At 41.1% G+C, this 12,276-nt stretch carries 13 protein-coding genes; 5 read left to right on the top strand and 8 right to left on the bottom strand.

What is annotated here, in order from left to right; all coding sequences use genetic code 11:
• Positions 1-31: 31 nt before the first annotated feature.
• Positions 32-274 (top strand): hypothetical protein, encoded by a 243-nt coding sequence (locus tag H6G86_RS28135; RefSeq protein ID WP_313931470.1) that lies wholly within the window; start codon positions 32-34, stop codon positions 272-274.
• Between the two features lie 104 nt (positions 275-378).
• Entirely contained in the window at positions 379-1,650 is a 1,272-nt protein-coding gene (locus H6G86_RS28130) for a hypothetical protein (protein ID WP_242065010.1), read from the top strand.
• Here H6G86_RS28130 and H6G86_RS28125 read toward each other — a convergent pair.
• Positions 1,564-3,495, bottom strand: a complete 1,932-nt coding sequence (locus tag H6G86_RS28125) for a hypothetical protein (protein ID WP_190937067.1) — start codon at positions 3,493-3,495, stop codon at positions 1,564-1,566. The two genes, H6G86_RS28130 and H6G86_RS28125, sit on opposite strands and share 87 nt — an antisense overlap.
• Positions 3,496-3,604: 109 nt before the next feature.
• Here H6G86_RS28125 and H6G86_RS28120 point away from each other — a divergent pair, with 109 nt between their 5' ends.
• Positions 3,605-3,964, top strand: a complete 360-nt coding sequence (locus H6G86_RS28120; RefSeq protein WP_190937066.1) for a transposase — start codon at positions 3,605-3,607, stop codon at positions 3,962-3,964.
• Between the two features lie 34 nt (positions 3,965-3,998).
• On the opposite strand, the gene H6G86_RS28115 is transcribed toward H6G86_RS28120, so the two are convergent.
• From H6G86_RS28115 to H6G86_RS28095, 5 genes are all read right to left on the bottom strand, one after another.
• Complete coding sequence (locus H6G86_RS28115; RefSeq protein ID WP_190937065.1) at positions 3,999-5,219, bottom strand: calcium-binding protein; 1,221 nt, start codon at positions 5,217-5,219, stop codon at positions 3,999-4,001.
• Positions 5,220-5,802: 583 nt separating this feature from the next.
• On the bottom strand, positions 5,803-7,152 hold the full coding sequence (locus tag H6G86_RS28110; protein WP_190937064.1) for an autotransporter outer membrane beta-barrel domain-containing protein: 1,350 nt from the start codon (positions 7,150-7,152) through the stop codon (positions 5,803-5,805).
• Positions 7,153-7,321: 169 nt separating this feature from the next.
• Entirely contained in the window at positions 7,322-7,549 is a 228-nt protein-coding gene (locus tag H6G86_RS28105) for a hypothetical protein (protein ID WP_524538518.1), read from the bottom strand.
• 253 nt (positions 7,550-7,802) lie between these two features.
• Positions 7,803-8,342, bottom strand: a complete 540-nt coding sequence (locus tag H6G86_RS28100; RefSeq protein ID WP_313931474.1) for a transposase — start codon at positions 8,340-8,342, stop codon at positions 7,803-7,805.
• 75 nt (positions 8,343-8,417) lie between these two features.
• Positions 8,418-8,657 (bottom strand): transposase, encoded by a 240-nt coding sequence (locus H6G86_RS28095; RefSeq protein WP_199338451.1) that lies wholly within the window; start codon positions 8,655-8,657, stop codon positions 8,418-8,420.
• Between the two features lie 622 nt (positions 8,658-9,279).
• Between H6G86_RS28095 and H6G86_RS40030 the strand changes: the two genes are divergently transcribed.
• Positions 9,280-9,384 carry a YgjP-like metallopeptidase domain-containing protein gene (locus H6G86_RS40030; RefSeq protein ID WP_190937108.1) on the top strand — a complete coding sequence of 35 codons (105 nt, stop codon included), beginning with the start codon at positions 9,280-9,282 and terminating at the stop codon, positions 9,382-9,384.
• Positions 9,385-9,433: 49 nt separating this feature from the next.
• Here H6G86_RS40030 and H6G86_RS28085 read toward each other — a convergent pair whose 3' ends face one another.
• Positions 9,434-10,018: an endonuclease dU gene (locus tag H6G86_RS28085; RefSeq protein WP_190937063.1), complete on the bottom strand. Its 585-nt coding sequence runs from the start codon at positions 10,016-10,018 to the stop codon at positions 9,434-9,436.
• A 667-nt stretch (positions 10,019-10,685) separates the two neighbouring features.
• A complete protein-coding gene (locus tag H6G86_RS28080; RefSeq protein ID WP_190937107.1) occupies positions 10,686-11,966 on the bottom strand; it encodes a transposase in 1,281 nt (426 codons plus the stop codon).
• Positions 11,967-12,126: 160 nt separating this feature from the next.
• Here H6G86_RS28080 and H6G86_RS28075 point away from each other — a divergent pair.
• On the top strand, positions 12,127-12,276 hold a 150-nt coding region (locus tag H6G86_RS28075), incomplete at its 3' end, for an NAD(P)-binding protein (RefSeq protein WP_190937062.1).

The raw sequence follows: 12,276 nt of genomic DNA, 5'->3' as shown, positions 1-12,276 counted from the left end.
TGAGGTAATCAAACAGGACTACTGGGCGGAATTGACCAGTGAAGAAACAGAGTTAATTACCGCACTCCAGAAAGCATCCTCTCAACCAGACACAATCGGGCTTGGTTCTATTGTTGCCCATGCTGATCCTTACCGTACTTTGTATGTTGCTAGAGGCGAGGTGATTCAGGATTTGGGAGATGAGGTAATCGTTGCCTGGGATTGTTGGAGGGAGCAATCGAAAAAGGCTGATAGGTATTTCCGAGACGAGTTGCGCTTTTGGCAGCCTGAATAGGCTTCTAATGAATCGGTAACTTTTTACATAACCAAATAGAAGTAGCAAGCCCTACATCACAGTGGGGAAATTTCCGTGCGTCAACATAAACAGGAGATTGTAGAATGACTGCAACTATTACAAGACCCAAGCCCAAAAAGGCTGCCGCTAAACCACAGTCACCATATAAGCGGCTTCATGTGATTATTCCTATAGAGGATATGTTATGGGCATCGCAGCAAAAGCCTTCAGTTAATCAGCTATGGCAGGAGTGCTGGACAGCTGACCCCTATGGTTCTCGGTGGATGCCTTTGACCTCTGCTTTGGGGTACAGTACTTTTATCTCTGCAAAGAAAATTCTCTCCGACAGTGGGCTATTCATTTTCAAACCTGACAAGTCAATTCAGGATGGCCGGGAGACAGTGAAGTGGATGGTGCAGAATTTGCATGGCAGTCGGATAAAGGAGTTCTGGGAGAAAGCTAATTCTCTTAATCAGCAACCAGATGCTAAAAAACGAGAACCAAATGCTGGGGATTCAGAGAAAGATGCTGGCTGTGAAGAAATGGGTGCTTTAAATCAAGCATCTATTTTAAGTGAAAGTCAGTCAGAGCAAAGGTTTCAAAAGCTCTCACGAACTGTTCAGGAACAGCTAACGAACTCTTCAAAAGAGTTCGTTAGCTGTGTCTCTGACACGCTTACACAGATTTCGCGTGAGGAGGAGACGGCTCACGCGCCCTTGGGGGGCGCGTCGCCTCAGATTGTTGAAAGCGTGTCAGAGAAGGAGGAAGAGTTACCTGCGGTAACGGACTGTACATCGCTGGCGCTTGTGGACGGTACACAGGGTGAATCTGCTTTGTTGATAGGAGAAGGCCAGGATTGTGGTGTTGAAGCGATATTCCCTCATGAGGGTATTTGTTCCGCCGCGCCCGTTGCTCAAAATGAGAAATCTTTAAATTCTGCGATCGCAGATCAGAAAATAGAACCGAGTTGCCTCTCTGCTGAGTTGAGAACTGAAAATTCAGTTTCGGGTGTAGAAATCAAAGCAGTTGATGAGGGTGAAAGTTCCGGCGCACCTGTACCCAGTCCTGAAAAGTGGTCACATGAGGCAATTATTGCAAGGGCAAATATGCGACCAGGGCGTATGCAGAAACTCAAACTTGCGGCGAATTCGGGGCAGAATCCGGGGTTTGAGTTCTTGCAAGATTGTTGGAGTGATGACCCGGCTTTGCAGATTGTGATCAAGAAGTTGCTGGTGAAGTCTCCGCAGTGGGGGGTTGCGATTGTTGATGGGGTGCTGATTAATACAAACTTATGCTCCGTTAGTCAAAGTGTTGTAAGAGAAAAGGCTATCAGCAAAGATAAAGCTCTCAAAGCCAGTTGTGGACAATGTAATTAAGTTTCCATTGTCGTTGAAGGTAAAGTTGGCAGGTTCAAGAGGATTGCCAGGTGTAACACCAGATACAATCAATTCAGAACGATTAAAAGCCCTCAAGTCAAGAGTGTCAAAACCTTCCCCTGCACCAACAGTTGCATCACCAAACCCTTTGAAGTAATCATTTCCCGTACTTAAATCAAAGATACCACCTCCGTTGATAGTGACTTGCTGTTGAACTCCATTGATGTCACTAGTAGCAACAACTCTGTCATTGCCATCACCAGTGTTGATGGTTCCATCTCCAAAAATACCGTATATTACACCACCAACTGTTGTTGTTGCCTGTCCAGTTAGGGTGTCATGACCATTACCTGTGTCAATTACCCCTGTGTTGTAGATACCATTTGCAGAATTACCACCCGTACCAGTACCAGTGATAGTGTCATTTCCATCCCCTGTATCCACCAGTCCACTCCCTGTACCCGCCGCGTCATCCGAATTGAAAATACCGGTTCCATCACCGCCGTTACCACCCGTACCAGTACCAGTGATAGTGTCATTTCCATCCCCTGTATCCACCAGTACACCCGCATTGAAAATACCGGTTCCATCACCGCCTAAACCGTTAGTGCTGTTACCACCCGTACCAGTACCAGTGATAGTATCATTTCCATACCCTGTATTAAAACTTACCTCTGCATTTTCCACACTAAGATTTCTATTTCTAATGCCAATACCGATTCCACTACCGCCTAAACCGTTAGTGCTGTTACCACCCGTACCAGTACCAGTGATAGTATCATTTCCATCACCTGTATCAAGAAATTCGTATGCATTTTCCTCTGCATTTCTATTTCCAATGCCAATACCGGTTCCATCACCGCCGAAACCGTCAGTGCTGTTACCACCCGTACCAGTACCAGTGATAGTATCATTTCCATCGCCTGTATTTAAAATTTCCCTTGGATTTTCCCCTCCACTAAGACTTCTAATGCCAATACCGATTCCCTCACCGCCTCCACCATCAGTGCTGTTACCACCCGTACCAGTACCAGTGATAGTATCATTTCCATCGCCTGTATTTAAAATTTCCTCTAGATTAGAAGATGCAATTACAAGTGTAATACCGGCTCCATTACCGCCGAAACTATCAGTGCTGTTACCACCCGTACCAGTACCAGTGATAGTATCATTTCCATCGCCTGTATTTAAAATTTCCTCTGTTCCAATACGGATGTCAATACCGGCTCCATTACCGCCGAAACTATCAGTGCTGTTACCACCCGTACCAGTACCAGTGATAGTATCATTTCCATACCCTGTATTAAATTTTTCTTCTGTTCCAATACCGATTCCACTACCGGCGGAACTATCAGTGCTGTTACCACCCGTACCAGTACCAGTGATAGTATCATTTCCATCGCCTGTATTCACCAGTCCACCGGAATTGAAAATACCAGTCCCATCACTGCCGTTACCAATACCAATACCAGTACCAATAATAGTGTCTTTTTCCGAACCTGTATTTATTTCGCCATCGAAATTACTGATACCGATTCCACTAATACCCTCAGTCCCATCACTGCCGTTACCAGTACCAGTACCAATACCAGTACCAATAATAGTGTCTTTTTCCGAACCTGTATTTAGTTCGCCATTTAAATTGCTGATACCGATTCCACTAAAAGCGCCAGTACCAGTACTAATACCAGTACCAGCAATAGTGTCTTTTCCTGAAAGTGTACGAATGAAGCCTCCAGGTAAAATATCAATCCCAATTGCGTCATTTGCATTTGACTCTTCGCCAACTATGGTGTCACGAAAGGGAGTGCCGATAATATTGGGTGGAACAGTAAGTCTAGGCATAATTGAAATCCTCTCAATTAGTTAGTATCTTTGGTTGGCGTTGTTGCGTGAATATGGAAAATGGTAAATTTTACCTATCGCCTATGTTCTCTCACTGCCTAGTCCAACGATGAAGACGAAAGCTCAGTACAAAGTTAGGAATTGGAACGCTTACGATGCAGCATTAAAGCTTCGAGGCAGTATAACCTTCTGGGTAAACGAAGAGATAATAGAGCAGTGGCGCAACCAGCAGAAAACTGGGAAAAAAGGAGCATCGAATTATTACAGTGATGTGGCAATCGCCACAATGGGGACAATTCAATCGGTATTTCATTTAGCTGGGTGGCTTGCCGAGGGGTTTTTAGAATCGCTGTTTATGCTTATGGGGATTGAGCTAGCAGTGCCGGATCACTCTACCCTAATTCACTTTGTTCAGTTACAGAATCTTTTCCTCAATTCCCCACCCATCAACCTCTGGTATAGTGGGTAGGGAATTGAGGCTTTGCGTTAGATTTTTGAACTATCTAAGCGAAAAAATAAACAAAATCATTACGTGAGAGGCTTGTGACATTCTCTACTTTTGCCAATAAGTCAGTTTGAGTCGAGTCACTAAAAATATTTAAAGTAGTATTGTTAGCAGGGTCTACACCAAAGTAGAGTTTATGGAAAAATAAACCACAAGAAAGACCAATCCGATCTTCTCCTGGTCGAAAATCTTTAATGATGTTGTAGTCCATGTCACCACTTGGGCTTGGGATCACACCTTTCTGCACAACGAAGATATCACGCCCTGTGATTACCCCAGTCCCTAGAAACTCTGCGTCCCCCCACATGGTGTTGACCCCACCAGAGGCGATTAATATATCATCTCCACCTCTGGTGTTATCGCGCATGGTTCCAGCATCGCCGTAGAGTCTGTTATTATTCCCAGTAGCCCTGAGCTGATCGTTGCCACCTCTGGTGTTGTTCGTCATAAGACTAGCATCGCCGGAGAGTCTGTTATCATTCCCAGTAGCAGTGAGCTTATCATCTCCTCCTATGGCGTTGTCGTACATCAAAAGAGTATCGCCGTAGAGAGAGTTAAAATTCCCGGTAGCAGTGAGCTGATCGTTGCCACCTCTGGCTTTTCCCGACATTTCTAAAGTATCGCCGGAGGAAAAGTTATCATTCCCGATAGCAGTGAGCTGATCGTTGCCACCTCTGGCGTTGTCGCGCATAAAAGCAGCATCGCCGTAGAGAGAGTTATCATTCCCGGTAGCGGTGAGTGTATCGTTGCCACCTCTGGTGTTGTCGAACATATCGAAAGTATCGCCGGAGGAAAAGTTATCATTCCCGGTAGCGGTGAGTGTATCGTTACCACCTCTGGCGTTGTCTAACATTCTACCTCTAGCATCGCCGAAGAGAAAGTTATTATTCCCGGTAGCAGTGAGGTTATCATTGCCACCTCTGGTGTTGTCGTACATAAAAACAGTATCGCCGTAGAGTTCGTTAAAATTCCCGGTAGCAGTGAGCTTATCGTTGCCACCTCTGGTGTTGTCGTACATAAAAACAGTATCGCCGTAGAGAAAGTTATCATCTCCAGCAATCTCTATGCGGTCGTTCCCACCTCTTTGATTGTCATTTAGCTCACCATCAGTATCTCCATAAACCCGAGAATCACTAATGGCACTGGGGAAAGGGGGTAGAGTTGGGGTAAAGTCTTGAGGTTTCCTATCGTTACCAAGTGTTCCTACATAAGTGGTCATAATCGTATATCCTCTTATTTTTCAAAGAATGTCAGTTGAAAATTACCTTGATTAGGTAATAAAAATATTGAAATTATTTTGAGATTCTGGCGAGCCTTTTCAAATGTGGAAAACACCTTTGAAAAGACTTGTTATATAGGACTCATATTTGATTTCTGAAAACCAAATTGGCTAGAAACTTACTATACAGAGTTTTGTTTCTCAGTATACTTAGCAAGATTTAAGTACGATTCCTATATATAAAATGAAAGCTAACAAATCTTTAATTAGTCAATTTGGCTAAATTATTATGTATTAATTACAGGTTGCATGGTAGCCAATTTGGCAATTATTAATTTTGGCGGAAAGTAGCAAAAATACCGTTGTCGAATTCATTAAAAGGGGGTTTTTGAAAATTTTTGTTGAGCAGTTCCCACGATAGTACAAAGATTTCCAACGTTAAGAAATATTTCGCCTACGCTATCTGCACCCGGACTGTCTAATCAGTACATGTAAGCTTATGCACTAACAATTTTAGTAGGATTCAAGCTTTTAAATCAGTAGTTATATACTAATAAGACAGTCAGGGTATCTGCTCCATGTGTCAAGAGGCTATCCCATCGGCAAAGATGATTTTTTCAAAGCCAGTTATGGTCATTGTGATTAAGTCTCCGTTGTTATTGAAAATGATGGAAGTTGGGTTATTTCCGCCTGGGATAATACCAGAAAACGTGAATTCAATGGCACGAAAATCGCTCAAATCAAGAGTGTCAAAACCGCTTCCAGCATTAACAGTTGCATCACCAAACCCTTTGAAGTAGTCATTTCCACTACCCAAATTAAATATCCCTCCGCCACCGATAGTAACTCTTTGTTGAACTCCATTGATGTCACTAGTAGCAACAACTCTGTCATTGCCATCACCAGTGTTGATGGTTCCGTCTCCAAAAATACCGTATATTACACCACCAACTTTTGTTGTTGCCTGTCCAGTTAGGGTGTCATGACCCTCATCTGTGTCAATCACCCCGTTATTGAAAATACCATAGGCAGTGCTGCCTGCTCCTAAACTGTTGGCAGAACCGGTAATCTTATCATTTCCAGCACCTGCAAGTATCGTGTCTTTGTTATCAATGCCATACGCAGTACCATTAGCAGCTTCAGCAATACCAATAATCTCGTCATTTCCAGCCTTTGCGTCTATCGTGCCGTTGTTATAAATGCCTATGGCAGTATCATTAGTAGCTTTAGCAATGCCAGTAATCTTGTCATTTCCAGCGCCCCCATCTATCAGACCATCGTTAAAAATGCCATAGGCAGTATCTATTGAAGTCTCATTATTAACAATAGCAATGCCTTTTATTTCATCATTTCCTGTACCTGCAAGTATCGTACCTCTGTTATCAATGCCAAAGGCAGTACCATTAGTAGCTTCAACAATACCAATAATCTTGTCATTGCCAGCCTTTGCGTCTATCGTGTCGTTGTTATAAATGCCTATGGCAGTATCATTAGTAGCTTTAGCAATGCCAGTAATCTTGTCATTTCCAGCACCCCCATCTATCAGATCATTGTTTAAAATGCCAAAGGCAAAATCGTTAGTAGCAGTAGCAATGCCAGTAATTTTGTCATTTCCAGCACCCCCATCTATCAGACCATCGTTAAAAATGCCATAGGCAGTATCTATCGAAGTCTCATTATTAACAATAGCAATGCCTTTTATTTCATCATTTCCTGTACCTGCAAGTATCGTGCCTCTGTTATCAATGCCATAGGCAGTACCATTAGTAGCTTTAGCGATGCCAATAATCTCGTCATTTCCAGCCTTTGCATCTACTGTACCTGTATTAGAAATAGCTACGATGGGACTCTCATTAATGTTCCCAATATATTTGTTATAAACATCATCAGACTTTTGTGTAAAGTTAAATTTAGTTAAATCAAAAACTGCCATTTTATTTCCTCTTTTCAAAGAATTACAATTGAAAATTACCTTGATTAGGTAATAAAAATATTGGAATTATTTTGAGATTCTGGCGAGTCTTTTCCAATGTGGAAAACACATTTAAAAAGGCTTGTCATATATAAAACGAAAGCTGACTTATTAAGTATAAGCTAGTGTTTCAACGAACAAATTTAAGGCTTTCGACGCTAGAAGTAAACATATCAGTGAAGATGCTCATTACCGTTCGCTCTCGTAGCTTAATATTACCATTAACTGACATCCCAGATTGTAGAAATACTTTACGACCATTAATAGAAATTGATTGTTGTTCCAGCCGTACCTTAGCAGGAAATCGATAGAAAGGATAAATTTGATCTGGTGGTAATGCATCACCCGCATTTTTCACAAGCTTCAGGCGTTTGATGGAGCAGAGGGGAAAACAGGGCAAACGCATCTAAAGTATAAAAATCCTTTAATAGCAAGGGTTTGGGCGTTTTATAATTTAGCCTATTTTTTCATCAATATCCTTATGCACCAAGGGTTTCAGGTTTTGCGTGCGTTCGCCCTGGTAGCTGACTATGTTAAAACCTTTTTTTCTATATTTTGGTGGTTTTGGTTTGTTTGCCAGTTCACCACGTCTATAGAACCCATTTGAGATATCAAGAAGCGGCTGCAAGCCGCTTAAGCATTAGCCTAACAAAGTAGAGGTTAATCTTAGTTGTTGCATGAGATAGAGTTCGCTCAAAGTTCTTTACTAGACTTTTGCAACGCTCCATCCAAGCATTCGAGCGTTCTATTACCCATCGAGCCACCGCTGGCACAAATCCAGATTTTCCTTGGGCTGTCTTCTCTTGTTTCGAGGGCTTTGTCGAAAACTCAAACCTGATTTTTGTCATGATCTGAAGATAAACCTTCTCCAATGCTTCAATCAAATAGTCAATGTGATAACCATGGTCTAGGAGAATAGTAATCTTGGGAATAGTAACGGGTTTTGATTTGAAATAATCGATGTTGAGCGTCAACATCTCAATCAATCCCGCATCATCTGAAACATTGGCTTTTGTGCAGTGAGTAAAGAAGGGAAACCCAAGGGTATCAACGGCTAGATGCCTTTTAATCCCATTTGTTGCTTTGTAGAAACAAAATCCTTTCGGCTCCACACTCGCATTGCAGGTATTTTTCACAGCTTGGGAGTCAATGATGATTAACGTCGTCCACTTGGGCTTTTTTTTACCTGCTCACGTACTTGTTCATGTAAAGTGTTCATGAGTTGCTCAATTACGCCTGCACTTCGCCACTGTTTGTAGTGCCAATACACTGTTGAGTAGGGAGGTAAGTATGAAGGGCAAGTCTTCCCAATTGCAACCATTCTTGAGTTGATAGAAAATACCATCAAGGATCTCTCGCTTTGTCCAATTACTTGGTCGTGTCCGCTTCTTGGTCGGTAATATCTGAGGCAACAGTGGTTCAAGGATTTCCCATTCTGCATCAGTGAGGCTGCTGGAATACGTCATCGTGGATGGATTAAAGGGTTGTGTGTACCTTAATTCAGTCCCGTAAAGATGTCAAATGGATTCTATAAGAAGCATTAAGCTGCTTAAAAGATGCAAACGACTCATACACAGCACGGCATAACTGTTGTGCTGCTTGAGAGTACAGGGTTTGAAAGTGACGGGTTGATTTCATCTCACTATCTAGCTCAAATTTGGTTATATAGCGTTTCGCCTTGAACCATATTTGACGAGCGTAGTAGATAGCGTAATTTGATAATTTATTTGATTCTGAACAAATAAATTCTAAAATTGATTTTAAGTCTTTGTCAGCATAAATCAATACTTGTTGACAACCGTACAAATAAATCACCCCCTTATTGTTAATAATCAACCAATCAATTAGCTATTCCTTGTGTTAAGGTCTCGTGGATTAAGCTCAATCTATTCGGCTATTTGCTTGTATCGCCCGCATAAATTACGGGGGATTTATGCATCACGAGTCTACCAATTTCAACTGTTTGTTGATTGGCAGTTTTGATTTATGGACATCATTTTATCTGGAGAGATACTCAATTGCAACTCATATGCAACTCAGATGCAACTTGAAAGTATTGGACAAATATAAGCTGATACATGGCTAAATCTGCACTGCAATCATGGCGATGCTTTTTGGCAAGCCGTCTGGTGCGTCATGCCAGACTGGAGGACGCGGAAGGCTCAACTGAAATCTTGGGAAGGGCGGGGGTAATCAGGAGAAGGTAAGCCAGGAGCGATCGCCTGATTGGTTTTTCTTTGTTCTATGCCGAGCTTGAGCTTTCTCCAGTTATGACAGCAGCTGCAATTAAATGTGCCAGACGTAAAGCTTCTGGTACTTTGCCACAGTCAGTTAAGCGTTGAAGCACTCCAGCTATGACATCAGGTTCTTCACCGCTAACTTGGAAGAAAAACGGTGAATAGTTATAAATTGGGCCAGCTTGCTGTAAAAGTTTGTGTCGCTCCTTGAAGTTTGGCAGACGACTCATCGCCTCTTCAACAGCAGCTAAATCAGGTTGGCGACGCATGACAGTAACGCAAGGTAATTGCAGGTTATTGGCTAGTTCTGGAAGATTGCCAAGATTAAACCCACCAAAGCCAATTCTATCTAAGAGCAAAATATGTAGTTGCGGTAAAAACTTTCTTCCGATCAACAACTTGCAGATCACTTCTGTGGCATCAAAACCATCTTGTTGTACTTGACCCCACACCATACCTTCAAATCGGGTTCCCGCACACACTACCCCAGCTATAGAAACATTGCCACCAGCACCCCGAATGAAAGGAGCATCATCAAAACCGATAACGCGAATAGTACGATTGAGTCTAAGTAAAGATTCAAGGTTCATTAAGTGTTTGGTGGCTAAAGTGGCAATTCCTCTACCTTTTTACTCTTACCACCAACTGACCACCGAGAATTTCAAATGATTTAAATTTGGTGCAACTGTCTATATCAATGCTTTCGGAGGTCAGGTGATTACTAGTTTGTACTTAGATGCACATTTGAATAATCCTTTTGACTTAAGACAACCAACCTATTAGCTGAACTAAAATCGCTTGACTATTATGACGGATGTATTCTGGAGGAGTGAATTTTTATCTTTAATTCCCTTCCTGATAACTTAGTGGTGTTGATTGCGATCGCTTTGAGGTTATTTAGATCAGCGATCGCATCTCAAAAAAACCCCTCCTGACTGCCGTAGATTTACTTGCAGCAGTCCAGAAGGTTACATTAATCACTAGGATAAAAGATGATACCATAGAACAAAACAATTCCAAAACACAACTGGCGCTCCACAGCAATTCTCATTATGACAATGATTCTCAAAATTTTAAGTGTAAAACTAACTGATAGAAGCTGATATCTATTGAAAATATTGCTAAATAATAAATTGAAAGTATGTGTGGCTATTTAAAACAAATTAATAGGTACAAGAATTTACCATGTAATATATGGAAATCTACCTGATTCCATGTATTACACAAAATTGTGAATATTCTCAAAAAATAATATTTTCAGCTTGTGTTGGGATGAAACTTCAACTCCAGTCCTTGGATCATAAAATCGAGTAGATTATCCCAACTATCAAAGTAAAGATAACGAGTTAAAGCTCGTAAATCATCAAAAAAAGTCTTGCGCGTTGGTAAATGCTGGCGAATAAATTGATATTTTTCCGAAGTGAGGTCAAGTAGAGTATGAAATAGAAATGCCAGAATATTAAAGGTTGCTAATAGAGAAGATAAATGGTTTTTACCATGTCCGAAGTTGTGTTCTAAGTTATAACCCTTAGTCTTTAGTGTATTGTTATTTTCGTTTTCAACCTTCCATCTTGTGCGGCCAGCCGATACAATTTCCTCGACGTTAATATCAGTAATTTGATGATTTGTGGCAAAGCTATTTTTGTAAATTAGCGTACCATCATCACGAGTGATAGTTAACTCGCACCAGTTGACGAATAAAGCATCTTCTCCATCCAGTAAGGGAATTTGATTGACGTAGCGGTAGTTATGAATCTCATAGATTTTGCCTTTCCAATGTTTGATACTGAATGTATCAAGAGGCATTCCTTCTAACCATTCATAGAGTGTTTTATGAGATTTTGGCTGGCACACCAAAATGAAATTTAGCTTTTCTTGTAAAAGTAGTTCGCACAATGGTTGATGACAATAAAGATCATCTCCTAAGATGGTAATGTCAAGAGATGCATACTGTTGACCATATTTTTTAATCCAACGCTTTGCAGCTGCATTTTCACAATCTTGCTTTTGGTATCCATCTTGAGGCACTACAAATTCTGGTATCAAGGGGATGACTTTGGAATTACCAGAACAAACAATTACTGGCGTTACCACTGCATGAAAATACTGTATTGTTCCGTTTCTAAAAGTTCTACTTGAACAATGTTGACATTGAATTTGATTAGAGCAGAAATATTCTGTCCCATCCAAGGCTATCAATAAATTATTTTTCAAAGAGCGAAACGCTTCCAGGTTTTTACCTTGCTCCAATGCTCTAAAAATCTCATAAAACACCGGAAATACTACAGATGGTTCCACATCATCCAGCAAGTCTCTGATATGGTTATCTGTGGGAATCTGATGTACTCCAAATAAGCTTTGAGCATTGTTATGCCCTTTTTTCTGTGCCATTGACTTTTGATGAGCCAGAAATGAAGGACTTTGAGTAAAAAATACTGAAAATGCGCTTAATGCTGCATCGCTCATCTGATAATACTTGTTTTTACCTGTTCGTTTATCAGGTAAATCTTTCAGGATTGAGTGAAAGTATTGCACTATTTCATCAAAAATTCCTGGCTGATTCAAAAAAGCCCCTGCACTTACGAGTTAAAGGATATAAAAACCATACCTTTAACTGAAAACTTTGCATAGATGACAGTGATAGTGACAATCATTCTCATAATGAGAATTGCTGGACTGAAATTCTCACTACAGTTTCATGCGAATTAATCGTTTAACCTATAAACCTTCAATCCGTATTGGTATCATTGGTGCTGGATGCGCTGGTTTAACAGCTGCCGAAGAATTACATGATCTTGGATATAAAAATATCACCATCATTGATGCCAAAAATCGCGTAGGTGGTAAA

The sequence above is a fragment of the Nostoc sp. FACHB-133 genome (assembly GCF_014698055.1).
GTDB lineage: Bacteria > Cyanobacteriota > Cyanobacteriia > Cyanobacteriales > Nostocaceae > Nostoc.
This window is presented reverse-complemented; position numbering and strand designations above follow the sequence as displayed.